Here is a 23,462-nt window from a genome sequence, read left to right as displayed (position 1 = left end):
CCTACGCGGCGCCTGTGACACCTCGTCCGCTCCCGGTCCTCTCACGCCGGGTGGAGGGGGTTGGCGACGGTGCCGTGGACGGCTGCGTGCGGCCGCTCGGAGCTGTCGCGGTAGCCGTCCAGGTGCAGACGGTTCCGGTTGAGGCAGAGCCGTTCGATGCGCGGGGTAAGCAGGTCGAACGCCGCGAAGCGGTCCTTCAGTTCGGGGAAGCGGGCCTGGTGGCGCTCGGTCTCCGCGCGCAGCAGCGACCAGAACTCGCCCTCGGGGACCTGCAGTTGCTCCTCACAGAGCGGCGCGAGGTAGCGGAACACGCCGACGAAGAGACCGGAGTGGATGAACTGCGTGAGGAACCCCGGGGGCTCCGTCAGCAGCACCTCGCGCACCTCGCCGGGCATGTCGTCCAGTTCGGGCACCGGGTCGGCGCTGACGTTGACGTCGTCGACGAAGTCCTTGACCGCCAGCCGTACGGGCACGTCGTCCTCGTCGAAGACGACGATCGCGTTCTCACCGTGCGGTGAGAAGACCGTCCCGTAGCGGTAGAGGAAGTGCAGCAGCGGCGGCAGAACGGCGGCGAAGAGGCGGCGCAGCCACACCCGGGGCGGCAGCCCGGAACGCTCGACGAGTTCCGCGGTGAGCGACCTGTCGCGTGCGTCGGTGTGGATCAGGGAGGCGAGGGTCCGCCCCCGCTCACCGGCTTCGAGCTGCCCGGTGAGCGGTTCGCGCCAGATGCAGCCGAGCAGTTCGCGGTACTGGTACGGCACCTGCGGCAGCCGGTCGTAGAGGGGATGCCGGACGGTGACTGAGGCGACCTCGCCGAGCAGGATCACGCGGCACTCGTCGCGCAGGAACGCGTCACGGTCGCGCAGTCCGTGGATCCACTGCGTCACAGACGGCGCGGCGAGAGTCCGTTCCGTCGGAAGGCCGCGCCAGACAAGGGTGTTGAGCACGGACAGCGGCAGCTTGACCGTGTACCGCTCGGGTCGGCTGGTGTTGAGGAAGGTGCGCACGGACTGCTGGGGCAGGCGCAGGTCGCCGTCGGTGCGCAGCGGGACGATGTCGCCCTTGGCGAGCGCGTCGGCGAAGAGCGGTGCGATGGTCTCGTCCCACTGCCAGGGGTGTACGGGCAGGAAGAGGTAGTCCTCGGCGGGCAGTCCCCGTGAGCGCAGGGTATGGCGGAAGTCCCGGAGGGTCTCGGGCGCGAGTTCGCGCTCGTAGAGCCGGTGGGGCTCGGCGAGCGTGGGGACGCCCCGGTAGTCGGCGAGACCGCTGCGCACGGCCAGCCAGGGGAGGCGCTGTTCGCGGCGCGCCTCGGGCGCCCAGCGGGCCGCGTCCGACGCGGAGAAGCCCAGGCGGCCCTTGTTCGCGACAAGCCAGGGGTGCCCCTTCTGGTGCCCTTCGAGTTCGGCGTAGCCGAGGTCGGCAAGGCGGGCGGCGGGCAGTTCGCGCTCGCTGAGCCGTACGTCGGCGAGGAGCGTGGCGGACAGTTCGCGGATGAGGTGGCCCGTGGTGTCCCCGGTCAGCGCGAGGAGCGTGTCGTGGGCGCGCAGCAGGAAGGCGAAGGGGTCGGTTCCGGCCGGGGTCAGCGAGGCCGGGTCGATGATCCAGTGCCCGTAGGCGCCGCGACGGGCACGGAAGCGGAGCGTGAGGTCGTCGCTGACGCGCAGGCGGTACGGGCGCGTGGCGGGACCGCCGGGAGCGGGTGCGGGTGCGGGTGCGGGTGCGGAGGGCGCTTCCGTGCCGGGCCGGCTCCCGTCGTTCGCGCCGGTTCCGGCCTCGGTGTCCGGGTCCGTGTCGGGCTCCGGCCGGATGATCTCCTCGTATGCGAACTCGCTGATCATCTTCACCAGCAGCCGTCTGCCGGCCCTGCGCCAGCTGTCCGGGTCCATGCCCGGCGGCAGGTGCAGCTCCCCGGGGCGGCGCGCTTCGTCGTCGTGGGTGCCGTCGGAAGCCGGCAGGTGCACTGTGGGACTCCTTGTTCGGGGACAGGGACAGGAGGGCGGGGAGGACAGTGACTCGGGGGCGGCAGCAGGTCTGTGACAGCAGGTCTGTGGCAGCAGGTCTGTGGCAGCAGGTCTGTGGCAGCGGGTCTGTGGCAGGGGGTCTGCGGCAGCGGGCCGGATCAGGCCGTCAGAGCACTTCCCGCAGCGCCCTGTCGCGGACCATGAGCGCGGCCCGCTTCCCCGGCAGGTCGACCTCGGCCGAGAGCCGGAACCCGGCGCTCAGGAACGCCGCGACGGAGGCCACGTTGCGCACGTCCGGCTCGGCCAGCACCCGCCCGCAGCGCGGCCGTCGGTCGAGGACGAGCTCGGAGACGGCGCGCAGCAGCGCGGTTCCGATGCCGCGGCCGCGGTCGGGCACGCCGCCGATCAGCAGGTGCAGCCCGGTGTCGTGAGGTCTGGCGCTGCAGTACCGGGCGATGGGGTCGAGGTCCGCGCGGTAGATCTCCCAGTAGCTCATCGGAACCCCGTCGAGAAGGCCGAGGCAGGGGACGCTGCGCCCGTCGCCGTCGAGTTGGGCCCGCAGGTGCTTCGCCGTCACCTCCTGCGGGCCGGACAGCTCCCAGAAGGCCGCCACCGCAGGGTCGTTCATCCAGGCGGCGACGAGCCGCAGATCGCGGTCCAGGCGGACCGGCAGGAGTCTCATCGTGCCCACCGGCGTCTGCGCGGGCGGCCATTCGCCGACGCGGTCGAGCAGGTCGTCCGGGCCCGGGACCTGTGGTGAGGGGGCGGGACCGTCCGCCGGCAAGTCCCCTGCCGGAGGTCCGGATCCCCGCTGCCGCTCCGGGGAGCCGGGGGCGCCGTACCGCCCGTGTTCGGCAAGCAGCGCCGCCAGATCGCCGGAGCGCCCCAGGTCGAGGGTGTCGTCGCTGTCCGGCGCTCCGGACGGCACGGACTCCCCCGGCGTGCCGGGCCGGCCGGAGGTCTCCGGTCCGCCGGAGGCCGCGGGGTTCGGACGGTTCACCTGAGCGCAGCTCCTCTCGCAACCACGACGACGGTCACCGGCACAGCGGGTTCGTGACGGTGACGTACACGGACTGGGTGTCGACGGGGCCGACGAGTTCGTCCATGCCGTGCAGCCGCGTGAGCAGGTTGGCCTTGCAGCGCAGCGTCGGCGACTCCAGCAGAAGGGCGGGCAGCGCGGAGGCGGGACCGCCCTCGGCCGCACGGGCCCGCATCCGCAGGAACTGTCTCGCCGCGGCGAGCAGCACCGCCTCGTCCGCCAGCCGTTGGACGCCGAAGGCACCGACCAGCCCGAGGATGTTGTTGATTCCGAGGTAGTACGCGAAGCGTTCGTCGGTCACGGCGTCGTCGACGAAGGAGTCGCTGTCCACGCCGAGCCGCGTGCCGGGCAGCCGCTGCTGGAGCGCGTCACGCCGCGACTCGCGGAAGTAGTAGCCCTGGTTGTCGCGGTAGCGCCCGCCGCACGGCCATCCTGCGCCGTCGAGCAGCACCAGCGTGTTCTGCTGATGCGCCTCCAGTGCGATCCCGGCGTGCGCGTCCAGCCACAGGACGGGACGCACCACGGCGTCGAGATAGCGCAGGAACCACTCGGTGGCGACGGTCGTGACGGAGCGGTCCGTTCGGGCGGCGAGGTTTTCCACGACGTCCGCCAGCCGGGACCGCAGCGCTCCGCGCGGGACGCCGGGCCAGGGCTGTTCGGCAGTGAGTCCGGCGACGCAGACGGCGTCGTCCGACGGGCGGAAGGGGTTGTGCCGCACGACGGTGTCCAGGCCGGGCACGGGCATGCCGTCGGGCCCGTCGACGCCGAGCCACGCAGGGTCGCGGACGATGTCGAAGCCGGGGTGCACCGCCCGCCACTGCGCACCCAGGCCGGAGCGCAGCAGCCGGTGCACCTCGAGTCCGCGCAGCAGTTCCTTGCGCAGGTTCTCGCGGCGGGAGTTGGTGATGGGAAGGCCGAGGGAGAGCTTGAGCATCGCCGGCCCGCCGGGCCGCGCCACCGTGCGGACGGAGGACGTTGGGTGCCAGGCGTCACCTGCCTCGCCGACGTGGTGCAGGAGCCCGTCCGCCAGGAGTCGGGCCACGGCGGGCCGGTGCGAGAGGTGGCGGGCCTGCCAGGGGTGCAGGGGCAGCGGCACGGTCCCGGCGGGCAGCCGGGAGACGAGCGCCTCGCCCGCGAGCCGGGCGGCGAGTTGCCGGGCGCCGACAGTGCGGCCGCGTTCCGTCCAGGCCGAGTCGCATGCCACGACGGATTCGTCGACGGCGATCCAGTGCAGCGGGAAGGACGCCCGCATCTCCGGCGAGTAGGCCCGGCACTCCTCGTCGGAGAGACCCTGGCGGCTCTTGGGCGCGGGGTGCAGCGGATGACCGAGGACGAGCGACTGTTCGGCGTCCAGAAACGGGCCGTTGCCCGGCGGGGGTTGGGGCGCCGCACTCCGCTCGGCCAGGAACCCGGTGGCGCGGCGCACGGAGTCGGCGACACGGGCGACGAGGTCGGCTGCGTCGATCGAGGCGGACGTGGGGAGGGAGGCGGGCGCGGAGATGGAGGCGGGCCGGGGAACGGAGGCAGGGCCGGGGGCGGGCGCGGAGGCGTACGCGACGGGCCCTGCCTGTGTGGCGGAAGCGCCGGGTGCAACGGAAGCGCCGGGTGCTGCGGATGCGGCTGGGTCGGCGTCCCGGGCTTCGGCGCCGCTCCGGTTCACGACTTCGCGTGCGATGAGTGCGGCGAGGACCACGGCGTCGAGCGGCGCCGTGCCCATGGGGGCGCCGTCCAGGCGCGGCGGTCCGAAGTCGTGCCGTCCGGTCGGCGACCAGTAGCGCACGGGAACCCGCAGGAGCACACCGGTGGCGTCCATGGGGAGCACGAGGGTGTCCTGGCCCCGGGCCGGGCCGGTGATGTCGTTCTCCCGCACCCAGCAGCACAGCAGGTTGCGGACGGCGGCCTCGTCCGCCGTCCGTGCCGCGACGTCCGGGCCGGCGTCCGCGGACGCCGGCCCGTCCGGCCGGGCAGCGGGCCCGGGGCCCTGCGCCTGCCCGGGCAGGAGTGCGGAGGAGGCAGCGGACGAGGGTACCGAGGACGAGGGAGACGGTGGCCCGGAGGACGACGGGGGCGCGGGAACGGAGGACGACGGGGGCGCGGGAACGGAGGCCGCCGGACCGGACGACGCGGCGGACGGGACAGGTGAGCCGGACGGAGTGGGCGGTACGGGGGCCGTGTGGGGTTTCGGCGCGGGAGCACCGGCCTGCTCGGTGACGAGTTCACGCGGGACTGAACGGTCCGCTCCGGTACGGGCGTTCACAGAGGTCTCCTCCGGTGTCGACTCGGCACGCCGAAGAGCGGGCCGCCTCCCCCGTCCGTACCAACGAAGCCGGAGCGCCCTGATCACGGGCGAAGTGAAGATCTGTGACGTGAACCGGTCGGAACCGTGGACCCTGCCGGGCCCGTCCCCCACCTCACGGGGCATAGTTTCCCCTGGCTCCGCGCCGGTGCGGCGCCGGGCGGCCGCACGGCCGAAGGCTCCGGCCGGCCGCTGCGCAAGGGGCCGTGACACTCGCCGCCCCGCAGGGGCCGTGACAATTCAACAGGCACAAGGACATTCAGGGGGAGTTCATTCATGTCAGCCCACACAGGGCAGGTGCGGCGACGGCGTCCCGCGCCGGCCGTCGCGGCGCTCGTCGCCGCGCTCGCCGTCACGGTCACCGCGTGCGGACCGGAGGACAACGGCGCCGGGGGCGAGCCCGGTGCTTCCGCGTCCGCGTCGGAGCAGGACAAGAAGCGGGACCACCTGGGCCTTCCGGAGAATCTGCCCAAGGATCTCCCCAGCTCCCTCGAGGACCTCGACAAGTGGCGCAACGGCGAGTGGAAGAACTGGGACCGGGACGAATGGCTCCGCAGGGCCAAGGAGTTCATCAACCCGATCATCGACGACCTGTGGGACCCGGACCGGATGAAGGACGCCGACGAGCAGGACCGCAAGGTCGACGACGGCGAGATCGACGACAGTGAGAGCGGCGGCAAGGGCGGCACCGGGGAGGACGAGGGCGTCACCGACCCGGCTCCCGCACGCGTGCCCGCCAAGCAGGTCAAGCTCCCCTACACCAAGTCCAGTCCGCCGGTCGGCAAGGTGTTCATGGACACCCCGCAGGGTCCGACGGTCTGCTCCGGCACCGTGGTCAAGGACCCGCGCAACCCGGGCAAGTCCAACCTGGTCGCCACCGCGGGGCACTGTCTGCACGCGGGCAAGGACGGCGGCTGGTTCCGCAACGTCGTCTTCGTGCCCCGCTACAACCCGAAGGGGCTGTCCGACGCGCAGCTTGCGAAGGCGGACCGGAAGGACGTCGCTCCCGACGGTGTCTGGTGGGCGAAGTACGCACGCACCACCGACCACTGGATCGCCAACGGCGCGAGGACTGGCGGCAAGGGCGCACCCCAGGACTTCGCGGTGATGAAGGTGCGCCCGGAGGACAGGAGGTCGGGCCCCTCCCTGGAGGAGACCGTGGGCAAGGCCGCGAAGGTCAACTTCGGCACGCCCCGGGTCAAGGCCCTTCCGAGTCTGACGCCCCACGGGTACCCGGCCGCGCCCCCGTTCGACGGTACGAAGATGCTCACCTGCACCGGCAAGCCCGGACGTCTGACGCTCGACGCCCGTCAGCCCACGATGTACCGCGTCGGCTGCAGCATGACGGGTGGTTCCTCCGGCGGCGGATGGCTCAGCCCGAGCGGCAGGGAGCTGCTCTCGGTCACGTCCGTCGGGCCCGTCGAGGGCGGCTGGCTCGCCGGTCCGCGCATCGGCAGGGAGGCCAAGAGCATCTTCGACAGCGTCTCCGCCAAGTAGCCGCGGGCAGCGGGGTGTTCAGGGCCTTCGAACGCCTTCGGGCGGACAGAGGCCAGGGCGCCCCGCTCCCGTCGCCCGGCCGACGTCTCCGCGGCGCACGTCTGTTGCGTCCGGGGCGGGTGCCGCAGACCGACACCGGGCCCGTGCCGACTCGGGCCTCCCTTCCACACCCAGGGGGATCGTTCACATGTCACCGATACGCAGGCACGGGCGCCGTCGCAGGACCGCCGCCGCCACCGCGGCGCTGACCGCGCTCGCGCTCGCACTCACCGCCTGCCAGTCCGGCGGCGGCACCGACGCGAGCGCCCGGGCATCCGCGCAGCCGTCGCCGACCCAGGACCTGGGGATTCCGGAGGATTTGCCGGATGACCTGCCCACGTCCCTGAAGGACCTGGAGAAGTGGCGCGACGGCGAATGGAAGAACTGGGACCGCGACCAATGGGTCCGTGAGGGACGCGACTTCGTGAACCCCTACATCAAGGACCACTGGAAACGGGACCGCATGGACGAGGCCGAGGACAACGGCAAGCACGTCCCCGAGGACCTCGAAGCCGCGTCAGGTGCGAGCGCCAGCGGCCCCGAGCCGCGCCCCGTGAAGGCGCGCGGCGTCGACACCCCGTACACGCGGAACGCGGCACCTGCCGGCAAGGTCTTCATGGACACCCCGAAGGGTCCGATGGTCTGCTCCGGCACGGTGGTCAACGACCCGCGCAACCCGGGCAAGTCCAACCTGGTCGCCACCGCGGGGCACTGTGTGCACTCCGGCAGGAACGGCGGCTGGCTGCGCAACATCATGTTCGTGCCCGCCTACAACAACCGCGGACTCCCGCCGTCGCAGGTGCGCAGCGCCCAGCCGCAGGACATCGCCCCGTACGGCCAGTGGTGGGGCGAGTGGGCGCAGACCAGCGACTACTGGATCAAGCAGGGCTCGGCGTCGGGCGGCGGCGGCGCGCAGCAGGACTTCGCGGTCCTGCACGTGAGGCCGGAGCGGCCCGCGGGGAAGTCCCTGGAGGAGACGGTCGGAGCCGCCGTGCGGATCAACTTCGACGCCCCGCGCGCGGAACGCTTCTCCGGGCTCAGCTCGTACGGCTACCCGGCGGCGCCGCCGTTCGACGGAGCCAGGATGTACAGCTGCACCGACAGGCCGGGCGAGCTCACGATCGACCCGTCGCAGCCTGCCCTGTACCGCATCGGCTGCACCATGACGGGCGGCTCCTCCGGCGGCGGCTGGTTCATGAAGGGCGCGGACGGCAAGGCCGAGCTGGTTTCGGTCAATTCGATCGGTCCGCAGCCCGCGGCGTGGCTGGCCGGGCCTCGCCTCGGGCCGACCGCCAAGGGCGTCTTCGACGCGGTCAGCAGGAAGTACGCGGGGAAGAACTGAAAGTCCGTCCGGACGGACATAGCGCAACGGCCGCGGTCCGCCTCCCGGTTGCTCCGGGTGGCGGGACCGCGGCCGTGCCGTCGTGCCGCTCGTGGACGGCTCCGACAGCTCCGGGGCGCCGACGTCCGGTCGGGGCCGCTACAGACCCTGCGCGTCGCCTGCCGGCTGCGGCTCGAACCTGCGCAGTTCCGCGGCCAGTTCGGCATGGACGCGCGCCTTGAGCAGAGTGCCGTCCTCGGTGTGCGTCTCGGAGAGCACCTCGCCCTCGCTGTGCACACGCGAGACCAACTTGCCCTCGGTGTACGGAACCAGTACCTCCAGCTCGACGGAGGGACGCGGCAACTCCTCGTCGATGAGGGCACGCAGCTCCTCGATGCCCTGGCCGGTGCGGGCGGACACCGCGATCGCCCGGCTCTCCGCACGCAACAGCCGCTCCAGCACGAGCGGGTCGGCCGCGTCGGCCTTGTTGACCACGACGATCTCGGGCACGTCGGAGGCTCCCACGTCCCTGATCACGCCGCGGACGGACGCCAGCTGCTCCTCGGGAGCCGGGTGTGCTCCGTCGACCACGTGCACGATGAGGTCGGCGTCGGCCACCTCCTCCATCGTGGAGCGGAAGGCGTCGACCAGGTGGTGCGGCAGATGCCGTACGAAGCCGACGGTGTCGGTCAGCGTGTGCAGCCGGCCGCTCGGCGTCTCGGCCTTGCGCACTGTCGGGTCCAGCGTGGCGAACAGGGAGTTCTCCACCAGGACGCCCGCGCCCGTGAGCCGGTTGAGCAGCGAGGACTTGCCCGCGTTGGTGTATCCGGCGATGGCGGCCGACGGCACCTTGTTGCGGCGACGCTCCTGCCGCTTGATGTCGCGGCTGGTCTTCATCTCCGCGATCTCACGGCGCATCTTGGCCATCTTCTCGCGGATGCGCCGCCGGTCCGTCTCGATCTTCGTCTCACCGGGACCACGCGTGGCCATGCCGCCTCCGGCCGACCCGGAGCCGCCGCCGCCCATCTGCCGCGACAGCGACTGACCCCAGCCGCGCAGCCTCGGGAGCATGTACTGCATCTGCGCCAGTGACACCTGGGCCTTGCCCTCACGGGACTTGGCGTGCTGCGCGAAGATGTCCAGGATCAGGGCCGTACGGTCGACGACCTTGATCTTGACGACGTCCTCGAGATGGATCAGCTGCCCGGGGCTCAGCTCACCGTCGCAGACGACGGTGTCGGCGCCGGTCTCCAGGACGATGTCCCGCAGCTCCTCCGCCTTGCCCGACCCGATGTACGTCGCCGGGTCCGGCTTGTCGCGACGCTGGATGACTCCGTCCAGGACGAGCGCTCCCGCCGTCTCCGCGAGGGCCGCGAGCTCCGCGAGGGAGTTCTCCGCCTCCTGCGCGGTTCCGGAGGTCCACACGCCCACGAGCACCACGCGCTCGAGGCGCAGCTGCCTGTACTCGACCTCGGTGACGTCCTCCAGCTCGGTGGAGAGACCCGCCACGCGTCGCAGGGCCGCCCGTTCGCTGCGGTCGTACTGATCGCCGTCACGCTCGCCGTCGATCCCGTCACTCCAAGCGACGTCCTCTTCCATCAGGGCGTCAGCTCGGCGGTCGGCCTCGGCGACACGTCGGCCGGTGTGTGGAAGAGAAGAGGAGTAGGTCATTTGGTCCTTACGTCGAGGTGAAAGATGCGGGACGGAGAAGTGCAAGGCATCCCGTTACCTGAAGAACGCCCGTCCGGCGGTTTAGATTCCCGCCTCCGGCCCCGCGAAGCGCGTCCGGCGCCGGCAGAAATAGTGGCACGCGCGCTCCGCGCGGTCATCCGGATTTGCACCGCACCCCTCGGCCCCGGGTCCTCGGCGGGCCCGGGGCGGAGGGGGTGCGGGCGATGGGGTGCGGGCGGCGGTCCGGCGGTCCGGCGGTCAGGAGCTCGCACGCCAGTCCGGGTGGCCCGGCATCTGCGGGGTCTTCTCCCCGTACAGCCAGTCCTTGAGGAATTTGCTCAGGTCCTTCTTGGCGACCGCGTTCGCGAGCCGGATGAAGTCGGCGGTGGAGGCGTTCCCGTCGCGGTGCTGCGTGATCCACTCCCGCTCCAGCCGCGCGAAGTCCTCGTTGCCGATCTTCTCCCGCAGCGCGTAGAGCGCGACCGCGGCGCCGTCGTAGACGCTCGGGCGGAAGATGTCCGTCCTGTTGCCCTGCCGGGGCGCGTTCAGCTTCGCCGGAGGCCCGTAACTCCTGCGCCAGCCGTCGGACTTCTCGTACGCCCGGCGCACACGGTCGACCAGCGGCGTACCGCCCTTCTCGGCGCCGTAGAGCCACTCGTACCAGGTCGCGTGCCCCTCGTTCAGCCACAGGTCGTCCCAGCTCTCGGGGGTCACGCTGTTGCCGAGCCACTGGTGCGCGAGTTCATGCACCATGACCCCTTCCGTGAACCAGGTGGGCGTCCGGCCGGCGGTGAAGAACGGCCTCCCGAACAGCGAGAGCGTCTGGGTCTCCATGGCGAATCCGAGGTCGGCGTCCGCCACCAGCAGGCCGTAGTTCTCGAAGGGGTAGGGGCCGAGACGCCGCTCCAGCCACTTCAGCTGGCCGGGGGTCTTCTCCAGCCACGGCCGCAGTCTCTCCCGCTGGTCCCGCGGCACCACGTCCCGCAGCGGCAGTCCGTGGGGGCCCTTCGAGCGGCGTACGTAGGAGTCGCCGATCGAGACCTGGGCGAGCGAAGTCGCCATGGGACGTGCGACGCGGTAGGTCCACCGGGTGTTCTTCCCGCTGCGCACCTTGTCGCGGAGCTTTCCGCCCGCGACCACCGTCAGGCTGCTGGGGGCCGTGACTCGGAAGGTGAAGCGGGCCTTGTCCGAGGGGTGGTCGTTGCCGGGGAAGACGCGGTGTGCGGCGTCGGCCTGGTTGGCCATGACCAGGCCGTCGCGGGTGCGTACCCAGCCTCTGTCCGACGACCCGGCCGTGGGACTCGTGTGACGGACGACGACGCGCATGCGCTCACCCTTGCGCAGCTTTTCGGCAGGCGTCACGACTAGATCCTCGCCGGCACGCTCGTACCGCGCGGGACGTCCGCCCACGCTGACGGAGGACACCTTGCCGGAGCTGAAGTCGAGGTTGAAGCGCGCGAGTCCGTCGCGGGCGGTGACGTCGGCGTCGATGACCGTACGGGCGTCGAGCGGCTCGCTGTTGTGCTTTCCGCAGCGGAGGGAGATGTCGTAGGCGCGCACGTCGTATCCGGGATTTCCCAGGTGGGGGAAGAGCCGGTCGCCCACGCCGAGCGGTTTCGGCGACGGCGCCCCGGCACCGACGAGCGCCAGGACCGCGCAGGCGACCGCCGCGGAGACACGGGCGCGGGATCGGAGGACGGGGCCGGTGACAGGGGTCTGAGCAGGCCTGTTCACTGCGGGGGGGAAGTCGACCATGCATTAGTGCTATCAGCAGCCTGGTCGACCGCCGGGGCGCCACAACAGCGCCCGTCCCCGTCCCACCCGAAAGAACCGCGACGCCCGTGACCGGGCCGGGGACGGCCCTTTCAGCGGGCCGGCAGCGGGCGCGCGGCCCGCGTGACGTCGTAGACGCCGGGGACGCCGCGCATCGCGCGCATCAGGGCGGGCAGCCCGGCGGCGTCCGGGAGTTGCAGCGTGTAGGTGTGCAGTACGCGCTGCTCACGGGGCGGCTCGACCTCGGCGGAGACGACGGTGGCGCCCTGCGCAGCGATGATCTCCGTCAGGTCCGCCAGCAGGTGCGTGCGGCCCAGGGCCTCGGCGCGCAGCGTCACCCGGCATCCGGAAGCGCCCTGCTCCCAGCGCACCGGCACGGGCCGCCGCCCGGTGGCCGTCATGCGGGCCACCGAGTGGCAGTTGTCGCGGTGGACGGTGACGGTTCCGCCGCGCACGGCGAAGCCGGTGACGCTGTCGGGCGGGACGGGCGTGCAGCAGCCCGCCAGCCGCACAAGGGAGTGGGGCTCCTCCACGACGACGGAAGCGGCGGCCTCGGCGGCCGGCGCTCCCCGGCCCCACGCCCTGCGCCGGGCCGTACGCCCGCCCGCACCCCCGTCGGTGTGCGCGTCCTCGGCGGCGCCACCGAGTTCGTACGGGGCACCGCTGCCCCCTCCGGACGCCGAAGGCCCCGCGCCGGCGGAGCTCCAGGGGCGTGTCTCGTCGCCACGTCCCGGCGCCTCGGCGGCGCCCGCCCCGCCCGCCGGGGCCAACTCCGGCTCCTGGGCTGGTGGATGGGCCGCGAGCCACTGCCGGATGGCGATGCGCGCCGCCGGTGTACGCGCGTGGTCCAGCCACTCCGGGGAGGGACCGGACGGCACCGACGCCGCAGCGGGCTCCATGAACAGCTGCACGGCGTCACCGTCCCGCAGGACGGTGCTCAATGCGGTCAGCCGCCCGTTCACGCGGGCGCCGATGCAGCGGTGCGCCGCCTCGCCGTACTGCGCGTAGGCCGCGTCGACGCACGTCGCACCCGCGGGCAGCGGAAGGGCTCCGCCGCCGGCCGCGGGCGGCACCCCGGGGGAGGCGCAGTAGACGGTGATCTCCCCGTCCTGCGCCAGCTCGTCGTGGAGCTCCGCCCAGAAGGTCTCGGTGTCGGTGGCGTGGCTCTGCCACTCCAGCAGCCTCGACAGCCAGCCGGGGCCTCCCGGCTCGGCGCCGCTCTCGCCGTCGCCGCTCTGCGCCGCCGCGCGGTGGGGGTCGCCCAGCGCGATCACACCGGCCTCGGCTACGCGGTGCATCTGCCGTGTGCGTACGAGGACTTCGGCGACACGGCCTTCCTCGTCGGCGAACGCGGTGTGCAGCGAGCGGTACAGGTTGAACTTGGGGGCGGCGATGAAGTCCTTGAACTCTGCGACGAGCGGCGTGAAGCAGGTGTGCAGCTCACCGAGTACCGCGTAGCAGTCGGCGTCCTCCTCGACCAGGATCAGCAGCCTGCCGAAGTCGCACGGGCCCAACTCGCCCCGCTTGAGACGCAGTCGGTGAACGGAGACGGTGTGACGCGGCCGGATCAGAACCTGGGCGGCGATGTCCGCCTCGCGCAGCAGCCGCCGCACGGACGTCGCGACGCCGGTGAGCGGATCGGGCTCCCGGGTGTGCTCCGCGATCAACTCCCGGGCTAAGGCATGCTCTTCGGGATGGAGGATGGCGAAGGTGAGGTCTTCCAGCTCGCTCTTGAGCGCCTGAACGCCGAGCCGTTCGGCGAGCGGAATCAGCACGTCACGGGTGATCTTGGCGATGCGCACCTGCTTCTCGGGGCGCATGACTCCGAGCGTGCGCATGTTGTGCAGCCGGTCGGCAAGCTTGATCGACATCACCCGGACGTCGTTGCCCGTCGCCACGAGCATCTTGCGGAAGGTCTCGGGCTCGGCCGCCGCGCCGTAGTCCACCTTCTCCAGCTTGGTGACGCCGTCGACGAGATAGGCGACCTCCTCGCCGAACTCCTTGCGCACCTGCTCCAGCGTCACGTCCGTGTCCTCGACGGTGTCGTGCAGCAACGAAGCCGTCAACGTGATGGTCTCGGCGCCGAGTTGGGCCAGCAGCAGCGTCACGGCCAGCGGGTGCGTGATGTAGGGCTCGCCGCTCTTGCGCATCTGTCCGCGGTGCGAGGATTCCGCGAGGACGTACGCACGGCGCAGTGCCCCGAGATCGGCACCGGGATGGTGTGCGCGGTGAACCTTGGCGACGTGCTCCATGGCGTCGGGGAGGCCGTCGCGCCGCGGTGCCTGGCCCAGCAGGGCCGCGCGGCTGAGCCGTCGCAGACTCCTCATGGCACCTCCCGCTGTTCGCGTCGAAGCAACGCCCCGTTCAGGCCCGGGCCTGTGATGGTACCGACCCCAGCACACGCCGATGTCCGGGTCCCGCCCAGCGTGAAACGGATCACCCGTCCGAGGGACGTTTGGAGGCTGGCCAGTTGAGGGTGACGCTCCTGAACACCCGTCAGGAGAGCAGCGGAACGGACACAGCCCCCGGCTGCGCGTTCACGCGTGCAGCCACTCCGGGTCGAGGGTGCCCTCGGCGACGATGACCGCCGGCCCCGTCATCTCGATTCCGCCGTCGGCCCGTTCGGTGATCACGAGCCTGCCGCCCGGCACGTCCACCGTGTACGTCGCGTCCTCACCGTCGGCCGCCGGGTCCACCCCGTCACGACGCGCCGCGGCGACCATCACCGCGCACGCCCCGGTGCCGCACGAACGGGTCTCGCCGGAACCGCGCTCGTGCACCCGCATCGCGACGTGCCGCGCCCCGCGGTCCACGACGAACTCGACGTTCCGGCCGTCGGGGTAGGCCGACGCGGGCTGCACGTCCGGGGCGTCCAACAGCCGCCCGGCGTGCGTGAGTTCGCCGACGAAGGCGACCGCGTGCGGATTTCCCGTGTTCACGTGCACAGCGGGCCAGCTGCGGTCCCCCACGCTCACCGTCACATCGCCCCCGGGCAGCACCGCCGCGCCCATGGAGACGGTGACGCCCGAGCCGTCCTCGGCCAGGTGTGTGCGCTTCACGCCCGCACGGGTCGCGACAGCCACCTCCCCCGGCTTGACCAGCCCGGCACGCTCCAGATGGCGGACGAAGACGCGCACGCCGTTGCCGCACATCTCGGCGACCGATCCGTCGGCGTTGCGGTAGTCCATGAACCACTCCGCGTCGTCCGCCATCTCCCGGGCCTCCGGGTGCGCCGCGGAGCGCACGACGTGCAGCAGACCGTCGCCGCCGATCCCGGCCCGCCGGTCGCACAGCCGCGCGACCGTCCCCGCGGACAGCTCGAGGAGCCCGTCGGGGTCGGGGAGGATCACGAAGTCGTTCTCGGTGCCGTGCCCCTTGAGGAACGGCACGGGCTGTGCGCTGCTCATGCTGACGATCGTACGGGAGCGGGGCGCACCCGACCCGGGCACGCCGGGTCAGCGCAGCCTGGCCACCCGCCAGATCGCGAGCGCCACCACGGTCCCCACGACCACGGCGTACAGGGCGACGATCCGCCAGTCCGGGCGCTCGTCCGATTCGGGGGCGGGCAGGCCCGGCCAGGACAGCCCGACACGGCGGGCGGCCACCACGGCCCAGCCGGCGGCGCAGCCGCAGATCAGGAGCCCCAGCATGGAGACGACCGCGCCCGTGCCGCCGTCCGGCTCGAAGGCGAGGGGGAAGGCGAACATCAGCGAGCCGAGGGCGCTCAGCACCACGATGGGGGCGAGCTGCCACACCCGGAACTTGCGCGGGGGACGCAGATCCTGTGCCTCCACGTCGGCGTCCCGGGCCTCGGGGGGTGCGTCGGAGCCGTCCAGGTCGTCGGCGGGATCGGTCCCGTCGTCGAGGTCCAGGTCGTCCGCGAGGCCCGCGTCGGCGCTGTCCGGGCCGTCGCTCACGCCCCGCCCTCCACCTGAGCGGTCGGCCGCGGAGTCACCGTTGCCGAGGGGAGCGCCCCGGGTGCTGCCGTCAAGGCCCGGAAGGTCGTCGATGCGTCCCCCCGCGGACCCGGCGCGCTCAACCTCGTCGACAGCGGTCTCCTCATTGTCACGAGGGCCAGCCTCCATCGCCACCCGCCCTCCCAACTACAACTGCAGGCTCCGAACGATGGTCGATGATGGCACGCCGGAATGGCCACGGCGGACGTCCAGGACGTCCCGATGCCATCACGTGATCAGGCTGTGACCGGGCGTTCAGCGGTTCAGCAGCGATGCGGCAGCTGTGGGGCCGGGTCGCTCCCGCCCCGTTTCGGCAGGTCGTTTCGGGCCTTCCCGGCGGGCACCGTGCCACGGTCCGCAGGGCCCGGGGGCGGCCCTGAGATCGACGCCATACCCATGCCATATGTGCTGTGTATAGGCTTTCGTGACGCTGGGCATCGGTGGATGCGTCGACGGTACGAGAGGAGCGAGGGCGGCCGTGTCTGGTGGGGCGGCGGATGAGTCCGTGGAGCTGGAACAGCTGCGGAGGGCGATGGAGACCCGGCCCGTCATCGATCAGGCCAAGGGCGTACTCATGGCTGCGTACAGCCTCACCCCGGACGATGCGTGGACGGTGCTGGTGACCGTCTCGCAGCACTCCAACACCAAGCTCAACTCGGTTGCGGAGGAGATCGTGGCGAGCACACAGGAAGGCGTCGTGGACGGGCGCCTGCGCTCCGTGATCGAAGCCGCGCTGAAGCAGTTGAGATCCCCGTAGTCCCGGCCCCCGGAGCTCCACGGGCGTGCGGGCCCGGAACCCGGGCTGTGCGCCGGGCGGTCCCGGAGCGGGTCGAGTTGCGCGGCACGGGAGGTGCCACGCCTCGACCGCGGAACCAGCCGCACAGCAGGCCGTGTTGAGCGGAAGGCAGCGGCGGCGGTGACCGGCACCGTTTCCGCCGCCCGACCGCCGGCCCACGGCGGTGTGCTCAGTGCCTGCCGTGGGCGCTGTCGGAAACTCCGCCGAAGAGACGCGCCACAAGGCGGAAGGGGAGCGTGACGACGGTGGCGACGGCGCCGCCGATGGCGCGCAGAACGTCTGCGATTGCCTTGAACATGTCCGGTTCTCCGTTCAGTTGGCCGGTCCGAAGTTCGAAGCCGCACGACAGGCGCCGCGCGGCCGGTGGCTGAGTTGCCCGGAGCGGCCGGACGAAACGTCGCGGGGCGCTCTGTCCGGCGAAGCCGGAGCCGGCGGGGTGCACGGCGACGAAGAGGCGCCTGGACCGAGGGGCTACCGGTGTCCGACCCCGATCAGCCCTACGGGATCCTGACAGCGGAGGCCACGCGGCTGATGGAGGAGTGCCAGTACACCTGCGAGGTGATCCACCAGGTGATCAGCGGCTCGCGCTCCCCGCCCGGGGTCCTGTGACGGGCCGACCCCACCGGCTGCGCTCCGAACCGAGTGGGGTCTTCGCCGTCACCTGGCCCGGGCCACGCAACGACGCACCGGCTGGGTTGCCCGCACACGGCAGTTCACACATGGCTCACGGCTGTCGCCCGGACCGGTCCGTACGGGCGGCTGTGGTTCCGGCGTCGCGAGAGCCGCGGCAACAGGAAGGCCGGTGCGGCCAGGATCACACACACGACCAGGACGACTCCGACGGCCACGGGGCACCCCCGAATCGACCGGCGTACCGCTGCCCATGCCGGGCACCGGCATGCCCGCTCGGGAGAACCGGCAGTGCGGCCGCGGATGAGAGTGGCCCACCTGGGGTACCTCCCGGTATCGCCGCTGGGTACAGTCCGCTCGGCGGAAGCACGCATCGGGCATTTCGGAGCCGTGCCCTCGCCCCCCCCGTTCCTGACCGGCAGGTGACCATGACGACCGCGCAAGACCCGCATCAGCCCCCGCCCCAGCGCGGCCCGCAGCCACCGGAGGCGGCTCCCGCGTCCGGCGAGGAGAAGCGGCAGCGCATACGGCGACGGCTGGAGCGCCTCATCGGCATCGCCGCCACCGAGGGGAACGCACTTGTTCCGCTGCGCAACGGAGACCAGATCTTCGAAGCGATGCTGGCCCGTATCCGGGCCGCGGAGCACACCGTGGACATGATGACCTTCGTCTACTGGCGCGGTGACATCGCGCGGCAGTTCGCCGAGGCGCTGGCGGACCGGGCCCGCAACGGCCTGCGGGTCAGGGTGCTGCTCGACGGCTTCGGCAGCAGACCGATCGAACAGAATCTGCTGGAGATGATGGAGCAGGCCGGCGCCCAAGTGGCGTGGTTCCGCAAGCCGATGTGGTCGTCGCCGTTCAAGCAGAACCACCGCTGCCACCGCAAGGTGCTGGTCGTGGACGAGAGCATCGCCTTCACCGGCGGCGTCGGCATCGCCCAGGAGTGGTGCGGCGACGCCCGCAACGAGAACGAGTGGAGGGACACCCACGCCGAGGTCCGCGGGCCGGCCGTGGACGGGATCGCGGCCGCCTTCGCGCAGAACTGGGCCGAGTGCCACGAGGAACTCTTCGACGAACGCGACCGCTTCATCGAACTGGAGCCCCAGGGCGACGCGGTGATCCAGGTGGTCCGCGGCTCCGCCAGCTTCGGCTGGCAGGACATGCAGACCCTCCTGCGCGTCGTTCTCGAGTCGGCGCAGGAGCGCGTGCGCATCGCGACTGCCTACTTCGCCCCCGACCCGTACTTCATCGGTCTGCTGTGCGACATCGCCCGCCGGGGCGTGGAGGTGGACATCCTGCTTCCCGGCCCGCACTCGGACAAGCGGGTGTCCCGGCTGACCGGCCAGCAGCACTACGAGGAACTCCTCGACTGCGGAGTGCGGATCTGGGAGTACCAGCCGACGATGATGCACGCGAAGGTCATCACGGTCGACCGGGTGGCCTCGCTCCTGGGCTCGACCAATTTCAACCGCCGCTCGCTCGACCACGACGAGGAAGTCATGCTCGCCGTGCTCGAGGAGACCTTCACCGCCCGGCTCGATGAGCACTTCGAGCAGGACCTCGAGGTCAGTGAGCGGATGCAACGAGGCCGCTGGAAGAAGCGCCCTGCCGCGCAGCGGCTGAGGGAAGCTGCGGTCTCGCCCGTCCGCCGTTTCATGTGAACGCGTGAGGAGACGGCACGTCCGCCCGTCCCTGAGCGCGCCGGCCCGGCAGGCGGCACCACGCAATTTCCGGATGCGGCGCGAGGCCCGTCAGGTTCCGGTGTCCATCCGGCGGAATGCGGCGCCGAGTTGACGGCGCTGGTCCGCCGGGAGTGAGTCGACGCTTGACGTGGCCACCAGGGTGGTGGCGACGTCGCGGAGCTTGGTGTTGGTGTTCTGGGAGACCTCGACGAGGACTTGCCATGCCGCTTCGCTGGAGCATGCCCGCAAGCCCATGATGATGCCGCGGGCCTGGTCGATCGCCGCACGGTGCTCCATTGCCTGACGGAGCCGGCCGACCTCCCGCTCCAGCTGCTGCTCCCGCGCCGTCTGCCTCCGGCCGTCGTGCGGCGCGAGCTCCGGGCCTTCCACGCGGGACCGGCGGTGCTGCTGAGTCCGGGCGGCCTCCCGCGGGTGCCGCCCTGCCTGACGGGGTACGGGTGGTGAGCGTTCGCCCGGGTGCTCGGACAGATCCTTCTTGCCGGACAACATGTACTCGACCGTCTCAGAGGCGAGACCGTTCTGTCCACGAACGCCCGGGCCGCCCCGGTCACTTCGCTCCCCACCCCGATTCCCCGGCGCGGCAGCCCCGTTGAACCGCCGGGCGGGCCGGCGCGCAGGCCCCGCCGGGGACGTCCGGAACCGTGCGTGCGGTCAGACCGTGACGGCGCGCTCCAGCAACTCCAGCGCCTTGCCGGTCAGTTCCGGCCTGTCCCCCGCGGCACCGCTGAGCCAGTGCACGCGCGGGTCGCGGCGGAACCAGGAGTCCTGCCGGCGTGCGAAGCGCTTCGTGGCACGCACGGTCTCCTCTCGTGCGTCCTGCTCGCTGCACTCGCCGGCGAGCATCGCGAGGATCTGCTGGTAGCCCAGCGCGCGCGACGCCGTACGCCCCGTGCGCAGCCCGGCCGCCTCCAGTTCGCGCACCTCCTCCACGAGGCCCGCCTCCCACATCCGTCCGACGCGTGCGGTGATCCGCTCGTCGAGCTCGGGGCGGGCCACGTCGACTCCGAGCTGGACCGTCTCGTACACCGCCTCGTGCCCCGGCAGATTCGCGGTGAAGGGACGGCCGGTGATCTCGATGACCTCGAGGGCGCGCACGACACGGCGCCCGTTGCTCGGCAGAATCGCGCGCGCGGCCTGCGGGTCCGCGGCGGCCAGCCGCTCGTGCAGGGCCCCCGAGCCCTCGGCCTCGAGTTCGTCCTCCAGGCGGGCCCGCACGGCCGGGTCGGTGCCGGGGAAGTCCATGGCGTCGATGGCGCCCCGTACGTACAGCCCGGAGCCGCCCACCAGGACCGGGACGCGTCCCGCGGTGCGCAGCCGCTCTATCTCGGTTCGGGCGAGCCTCTGGTACTCGGCGACGCTGGCCGCGACCGTGACGTCCCAGATGTCCAGGAGATGGTGCGGCACTCCGTCGCGCTCGCGCCGCGTCAGCTTGGCCGTGCCGATGTCCATGCCGCGGTAGAGCTGCATCGAGTCCGCGTTGATCACCTCTCCGCCGAGGCGGCGGGCGAGCGCGACGCCGAGGTCGGACTTGCCCGCGGCGGTGGGCCCGACGACTGCGACGACGGGCGGGACGGCGCCGCGGCGGGGCTGAGGGGTCAGGGGCCCGCCGGGTGCGGCTGGGGGGACCGGGGACGGGTCTGCGGCATTCACGCCGCCAGTGTCCCAAACCTCTCGCGCCTCTCCGGACCCGAACGAGCGACGTGACGGCGGCCCCGCGGTTTCGTTGCCTGTTGCGAGGGCCCCAAGCCCTGTTTCCGGCGACGGTTCCGCCGCAGGCGGGGAGCGGCGCTCTTTCCCGGTGCGCCGGATCGCAGCTATGTCAGTAAGGTCAGGAGTAGAGATATGGGCGTCTTTGCACGGCTTCTGCGGCGTTCTTCCGGTCCACCCCGGAAACCGGCCGCCGGCGCCGCCCCCGCTGGGGAAGCCGCAGCGGGTGGGAAGGCGAAGGAACAGGAGGTCTCGGCGGCTGCCGGAGGCGGGGACGAGCCGGACGACGTCGGCATCCCGAAGCAGCAGTCGGCCGAGGGCGCAGCCGACAGCGAAGCCGCGGACGACGCCCGCAACTGAACCGCCGCTGAGGCGCACCGGACGGAAGGAAGGTGGCCGCCATGGGTCTCATGGACAAGGTCAAGGGAATGCTGGGCCAGCACGGCGACAAGGTGTCCAAGGGCATCGACAAGGCCGCGGACATGGCCGACTCCAAGACCAAGGGCAAGTACAGCGAGAAGATCCGGTCCAGCAGCCGGAAGGCGAAGGAGCAGACCGAGAAGTACGGCCGTGAGGGCGGCGGCTCCCAGGGCGGCGGCAGCGAGGGCCCCCGGGGCGGTTCCTGACCGTGCCGGCCCCGGCCCGCCGCCGGTGGTGAGCCGGGCTCGCCGCACCGCGAGCGCGAGATGCGGGCGTGCCCCCGCCGGAGTTCCGGCCGGGGGCACGCCCGCGCCCGTCACGTCACATGTCAGGTCCAGCTCGTGACGAAGTAGCCCACTCCGTAAGGGGCTTCGTCGTACAGCAGCCGCCCGCGCAGCGCACTGCCGCCCCCCGCCGCGCCGGCGAGCACCTGCCAGCAGGAGCGGCCCGCGGCGTTCAGCTCGTACGCGAGTTCCTCGTCCAGCGCCAGCAGGGCGTCGGCGTCCGCGGTGCCCAGGGCACGGGCCGCCTCGGCGTCGAAGGCCGTGGCGCGTTCGTCGAAGTAGCCGGGGGCCTTGACCGTGCGGCAGTTGGTGCCGTCACCCATCACGAGAAGAGCCACCCGTTCGGTACCGGCCGCCAGTTGACGCCCGGTCTCCTCGCAGCGCACGCGGCTGAGCGGTTCGCCGACGCCGAGTCCTTCCACCGGTGCGGCTGTCCATCCCTCGCGGTCCAGCAGCCACGCGCCGACGGCCAGGGACGACGGGAGCGGGCGGGCGTCGGCGGGGGGCTCTCCCTTGCCGAGGGAGACCTCCATGTCCACGCCGAAACCGCGGAAGGAACCCCGTGCTCCCTGCGGGTGTGTGCCGCGCGCGGACTGCTCCGCCGGGCCGACGACGACGAGACGGTCGGGACGTGCCTCTGCGAGGGCGCCGAGAGCCTCGTCGCACGCGGCGCGTGCGGCGTCCATCTCGTGGGCCGCGCCTCCGGCGACCTCGGGGACGAGCAGGGGCGGACTGGGACACGTGGCGGCGGCGACAAGCATGGCGCGCAGCTTAACGGCGTGAGTCGCTCTGCGTAACCGCGCGATGCGACCTCGTGCGCGGTCCGTACGGCACCGCCGGCGGCCTCAGCAGACGCGGCAGCCGCCGCCCCCGGCGTCGGCGGGTTCCGGTTCGGGAGCGCCGACCGTGGGCAGGCCCAGCATCACGCCCTGCTTCCCGGCCGCCGCGTCCGGCGCGGTATTGCGCGACTCCCACGCGTCGCCGGCACGTGTGCGGCGCACGGCGGTGGGCGGAGCCTCGGCCAGCAGGTGGTGGGGGGCCGCGTAGGTCACCTCGACGGTGACCATGTCGCCGGGGCGCACCTGTTCGGCGGGACGGGCGAAGTGCACGAGCCGGTTGTCGGGAGCGCGTCCGGACAGCCGCCTGGTGGCCTCGTCCTTGCGGCCCTCCCCCTCGGCGACGAGGAGTTCGAGGGTGCGTCCGACCTGCTTCTTGTTCTCCTCCCAGGAGATTTGTTCCTGGAGCGCGACGAGGCGTTCGTACCGCTGCTGCACGGTCTTCTTCGGGATCTGCCCGTCCATCTCGGCGGCGGGCGTCCCGGGCCGCTTGCTGTACTGGAAGGTGAAGGCCTGCGCGAAGCGCGCCTCGCGCACGACGTGCATGGTCTCCTCGAAGTCCTCCTCGGTCTCGCCGGGGAAGCCGACGATGATGTCCGTGGAGATCGCCGCGTGCGGCATGGCCGCACGGACCTTCTCGATGATGCTCAGGAAGCGCTCCTGCCGGTAGGAGCGCCGCATGGCCTTCAGCACCCGCGAGGAGCCGGACTGCAGCGGCATGTGGAGTTGCGGCATCACGTTCGGCGTCCCGGCCATCGCCTCGATCACGTCGTCGGTGAAGTCGCGCGGGTGGGGGGAAGTGAAGCGCACGCGCTCCAGGCCCTCGATGCGTCCGCATGCTCGAAGCAGCTTGCTGAACGCTTCGCGGTCGCCGATGTCCGCCCCGTATGCGTTGACGTTCTGGCCGAGCAGCGTGATCTCGGTGACGCCCTCGGAAACCAGCGCCTCGACCTCGGCGAGGATGTCGCCCGGCCTGCGGTCCTTCTCCTTGCCGCGCAGCTGCGGGACGATGCAGAAGGTGCAGGTGTTGTTGCACCCGACGGAGACGGAGACCCAGGCCGCGTACGCGCTCTCGCGGCGCGTGGGCAGCGTCGAGGGGAAGGCCTCCAGCGACTCGGCGATCTCGACCTGCGCCTCCTCCTGGACGCGGGCACGCTCCAGGAGGACAGGCAGCTTGCCGACGTTGTGCGTGCCGAAGACGACGTCGACCCAGGGGGCCTTCTTCACGATCGTCTCGCGGTCCTTCTGCGCCAGGCAGCCGCCGACCGCGATCTGCATGCCGGGCCGCGCGGCCTTCTTCGGGGCGAGCTGACCGAGATTGCCGTAGAGGCGGTTGTCGGCGTTCTCCCGCACCGCGCAGGTGTTGAAGACGACAAGGTCCGCGGCGGCCCCGCCGTCGCCGCCGTCCGCGCCCTCGGGCGCGCGCACATAGCCCGCCTCCTCCAGCAGGCCCGCCATCCGCTCGCTGTCGTGGACGTTCATCTGGCAGCCGAACGTCCGCAGCTCATAAGTCTTCGCAGTCATCTCAGTCGA

At 72.0% G+C, this 23,462-nt stretch carries 20 protein-coding genes; 7 read left to right on the top strand and 13 right to left on the bottom strand.

Annotated features, from left to right (window positions below; genetic code table 11):
* Window positions 1-41: 41 nt before the first annotated feature.
* From H180DRAFT_RS22305 to H180DRAFT_RS22295, 3 genes are all read right to left on the bottom strand, one after another.
* Entirely contained in the window at window positions 42-1,886 is a 1,845-nt protein-coding gene (locus H180DRAFT_RS22305) for an IucA/IucC family protein (RefSeq protein WP_055487962.1), read from the bottom strand.
* A 241-nt stretch (window positions 1,887-2,127) separates the two neighbouring features.
* Window positions 2,128-2,745 (bottom strand): GNAT family N-acetyltransferase, encoded by a 618-nt coding sequence (locus tag H180DRAFT_RS22300; RefSeq protein WP_254666151.1) that lies wholly within the window; start codon window positions 2,743-2,745, stop codon window positions 2,128-2,130.
* Between the two features lie 250 nt (window positions 2,746-2,995).
* The gene (locus H180DRAFT_RS22295) at window positions 2,996-5,257 is read right to left on the bottom strand and encodes an IucA/IucC family protein (RefSeq protein WP_254666143.1); all 2,262 of its coding nucleotides are present in this window, start codon (window positions 5,255-5,257) and stop codon (window positions 2,996-2,998) included.
* Window positions 5,258-5,572: 315 nt separating this feature from the next.
* Between H180DRAFT_RS22295 and H180DRAFT_RS22290 the strand changes: the two genes are divergently transcribed.
* Together H180DRAFT_RS22290 and H180DRAFT_RS22285 are read left to right on the top strand one after the other, a co-directional pair.
* The gene (locus tag H180DRAFT_RS22290) at window positions 5,573-6,793 is read left to right on the top strand and encodes a trypsin-like serine peptidase (protein ID WP_079100315.1); all 1,221 of its coding nucleotides are present in this window, start codon (window positions 5,573-5,575) and stop codon (window positions 6,791-6,793) included.
* A 187-nt stretch (window positions 6,794-6,980) separates the two neighbouring features.
* Window positions 6,981-8,174, top strand: coding sequence for a trypsin-like serine peptidase (locus H180DRAFT_RS22285; RefSeq protein ID WP_055487898.1), 1,194 nt, complete (start codon window positions 6,981-6,983; stop codon window positions 8,172-8,174).
* Between the two features lie 138 nt (window positions 8,175-8,312).
* Here the strand turns inward: H180DRAFT_RS22285 and hflX are convergent, their stop codons facing one another.
* The 5 genes from hflX to H180DRAFT_RS22260 all read right to left on the bottom strand — a co-directional run bounded on the left by hflX (window position 8,313) and on the right by H180DRAFT_RS22260 (window position 15,433).
* Complete coding sequence (hflX, locus tag H180DRAFT_RS22280; RefSeq protein WP_055487897.1) at window positions 8,313-9,824, bottom strand: GTPase HflX; 1,512 nt, start codon at window positions 9,822-9,824, stop codon at window positions 8,313-8,315.
* 258 nt (window positions 9,825-10,082) lie between these two features.
* Window positions 10,083-11,579, bottom strand: a complete 1,497-nt coding sequence (locus H180DRAFT_RS22275) for a M1 family metallopeptidase (protein WP_079100314.1) — start codon at window positions 11,577-11,579, stop codon at window positions 10,083-10,085.
* Window positions 11,580-11,689: 110 nt separating this feature from the next.
* A complete protein-coding gene (locus H180DRAFT_RS22270; RefSeq protein WP_055487896.1) occupies window positions 11,690-13,924 on the bottom strand; it encodes a RelA/SpoT family protein in 2,235 nt (744 codons plus the stop codon).
* 210 nt (window positions 13,925-14,134) lie between these two features.
* Window positions 14,135-15,004: a diaminopimelate epimerase gene (dapF, locus tag H180DRAFT_RS22265; protein ID WP_055487957.1), complete on the bottom strand. Its 870-nt coding sequence runs from the start codon at window positions 15,002-15,004 to the stop codon at window positions 14,135-14,137.
* 48 nt (window positions 15,005-15,052) lie between these two features.
* Window positions 15,053-15,433: a hypothetical protein gene (locus H180DRAFT_RS22260; protein WP_055487956.1), complete on the bottom strand. Its 381-nt coding sequence runs from the start codon at window positions 15,431-15,433 to the stop codon at window positions 15,053-15,055.
* Between the two features lie 598 nt (window positions 15,434-16,031).
* Between H180DRAFT_RS22260 and H180DRAFT_RS22255 the strand changes: the two genes are divergently transcribed.
* Window positions 16,032-16,310, top strand: a complete 279-nt coding sequence (locus tag H180DRAFT_RS22255; protein WP_254666142.1) for an ANTAR domain-containing protein — start codon at window positions 16,032-16,034, stop codon at window positions 16,308-16,310.
* Between the two features lie 208 nt (window positions 16,311-16,518).
* Here H180DRAFT_RS22255 and H180DRAFT_RS30595 read toward each other — a convergent pair whose 3' ends face one another.
* Window positions 16,519-16,647 carry an LPFR motif small protein gene (locus H180DRAFT_RS30595; RefSeq protein WP_254666141.1) on the bottom strand — a complete coding sequence of 43 codons (129 nt, stop codon included), beginning with the start codon at window positions 16,645-16,647 and terminating at the stop codon, window positions 16,519-16,521.
* 179 nt (window positions 16,648-16,826) lie between these two features.
* On the opposite strand from H180DRAFT_RS30595, the gene H180DRAFT_RS30825 reads away from it, so the two are divergent.
* Entirely contained in the window at window positions 16,827-16,958 is a 132-nt protein-coding gene (locus H180DRAFT_RS30825) for a hypothetical protein (RefSeq protein WP_302622453.1), read from the top strand.
* A gap of 449 nt (window positions 16,959-17,407) precedes the next feature.
* On the top strand, window positions 17,408-18,640 hold the full coding sequence (locus H180DRAFT_RS22250) for a phospholipase D-like domain-containing protein (protein WP_055487894.1): 1,233 nt from the start codon (window positions 17,408-17,410) through the stop codon (window positions 18,638-18,640).
* A 90-nt stretch (window positions 18,641-18,730) separates the two neighbouring features.
* Here H180DRAFT_RS22250 and H180DRAFT_RS29290 read toward each other — a convergent pair whose 3' ends face one another.
* Both H180DRAFT_RS29290 and miaA read right to left on the bottom strand, forming a co-directional pair.
* Entirely contained in the window at window positions 18,731-19,171 is a 441-nt protein-coding gene (locus H180DRAFT_RS29290; protein WP_107097735.1) for an ANTAR domain-containing protein, read from the bottom strand.
* A gap of 162 nt (window positions 19,172-19,333) precedes the next feature.
* Window positions 19,334-20,281: a tRNA (adenosine(37)-N6)-dimethylallyltransferase MiaA gene (miaA, locus tag H180DRAFT_RS22240; protein ID WP_055487955.1), complete on the bottom strand. Its 948-nt coding sequence runs from the start codon at window positions 20,279-20,281 to the stop codon at window positions 19,334-19,336.
* Between the two features lie 243 nt (window positions 20,282-20,524).
* Between miaA and H180DRAFT_RS22235 the strand changes: the two genes are divergently transcribed.
* Window positions 20,525-20,749: a hypothetical protein gene (locus H180DRAFT_RS22235; protein ID WP_055487892.1), complete on the top strand. Its 225-nt coding sequence runs from the start codon at window positions 20,525-20,527 to the stop codon at window positions 20,747-20,749.
* Window positions 20,750-20,790: 41 nt separating this feature from the next.
* The gene (locus tag H180DRAFT_RS22230; protein WP_055487891.1) at window positions 20,791-21,015 is read left to right on the top strand and encodes an antitoxin; all 225 of its coding nucleotides are present in this window, start codon (window positions 20,791-20,793) and stop codon (window positions 21,013-21,015) included.
* A gap of 122 nt (window positions 21,016-21,137) precedes the next feature.
* Here H180DRAFT_RS22230 and H180DRAFT_RS22225 read toward each other — a convergent pair whose 3' ends face one another.
* Window positions 21,138-21,854 carry a class III extradiol dioxygenase subunit B-like domain-containing protein gene (locus tag H180DRAFT_RS22225; RefSeq protein WP_055487890.1) on the bottom strand — a complete coding sequence of 239 codons (717 nt, stop codon included), beginning with the start codon at window positions 21,852-21,854 and terminating at the stop codon, window positions 21,138-21,140.
* A gap of 84 nt (window positions 21,855-21,938) precedes the next feature.
* Complete coding sequence (gene miaB, locus H180DRAFT_RS22220; protein ID WP_055487889.1) at window positions 21,939-23,453, bottom strand: tRNA (N6-isopentenyl adenosine(37)-C2)-methylthiotransferase MiaB; 1,515 nt, start codon at window positions 23,451-23,453, stop codon at window positions 21,939-21,941.
* Window positions 23,454-23,462: the final 9 nt, after the last annotated feature.

The sequence above is a fragment of the Streptomyces sp. WMMB 322 genome (assembly GCF_900090145.1).
Taxonomy (GTDB): Bacteria; Actinomycetota; Actinomycetes; order Streptomycetales; family Streptomycetaceae; genus Streptomyces.
The sequence above is the reverse complement of the archived record's forward strand: the minus strand, read 5'-3'. Positions and strand labels throughout refer to the sequence as shown.

What these genes read in the sequence shown, in the direction of transcription:
- H180DRAFT_RS22305 (WP_055487962.1), bottom strand. Translation starts at nt 1,886, where the DNA reads ATGGACCCGGACAGCTGGCGCAGGGCCGGCAGACGGCTGCTGGTGAAG.
- H180DRAFT_RS22290 (WP_079100315.1), top strand. Translation starts at nt 5,573, where the DNA reads ATGTCAGCCCACACAGGGCAGGTGCGGCGACGGCGTCCCGCGCCGGCC.
- H180DRAFT_RS22285 (WP_055487898.1), top strand. Translation starts at nt 6,981, where the DNA reads ATGTCACCGATACGCAGGCACGGGCGCCGTCGCAGGACCGCCGCCGCC.
- hflX (WP_055487897.1), bottom strand. Translation starts at nt 9,824, where the DNA reads ATGACCTACTCCTCTTCTCTTCCACACACCGGCCGACGTGTCGCCGAG.
- H180DRAFT_RS22275 (WP_079100314.1), bottom strand. Translation starts at nt 11,579, where the DNA reads ATGGTCGACTTCCCCCCCGCAGTGAACAGGCCTGCTCAGACCCCTGTC.
- H180DRAFT_RS22270 (WP_055487896.1), bottom strand. Translation starts at nt 13,924, where the DNA reads ATGAGGAGTCTGCGACGGCTCAGCCGCGCGGCCCTGCTGGGCCAGGCA.
- dapF (WP_055487957.1), bottom strand. Translation starts at nt 15,004, where the DNA reads ATGAGCAGCGCACAGCCCGTGCCGTTCCTCAAGGGGCACGGCACCGAG.
- H180DRAFT_RS30595 (WP_254666141.1), bottom strand. Translation starts at nt 16,647, where the DNA reads ATGTTCAAGGCAATCGCAGACGTTCTGCGCGCCATCGGCGGCGCCGTC.
- H180DRAFT_RS22250 (WP_055487894.1), top strand. Translation starts at nt 17,408, where the DNA reads ATGACGACCGCGCAAGACCCGCATCAGCCCCCGCCCCAGCGCGGCCCG.
- H180DRAFT_RS29290 (WP_107097735.1), bottom strand. Translation starts at nt 19,171, where the DNA reads ATGTTGTCCGGCAAGAAGGATCTGTCCGAGCACCCGGGCGAACGCTCA.
- H180DRAFT_RS22235 (WP_055487892.1), top strand. Translation starts at nt 20,525, where the DNA reads ATGGGCGTCTTTGCACGGCTTCTGCGGCGTTCTTCCGGTCCACCCCGG.
- H180DRAFT_RS22230 (WP_055487891.1), top strand. Translation starts at nt 20,791, where the DNA reads ATGGGTCTCATGGACAAGGTCAAGGGAATGCTGGGCCAGCACGGCGAC.
- H180DRAFT_RS22225 (WP_055487890.1), bottom strand. Translation starts at nt 21,854, where the DNA reads ATGCTTGTCGCCGCCGCCACGTGTCCCAGTCCGCCCCTGCTCGTCCCC.
- miaB (WP_055487889.1), bottom strand. Translation starts at nt 23,453, where the DNA reads ATGACTGCGAAGACTTATGAGCTGCGGACGTTCGGCTGCCAGATGAAC.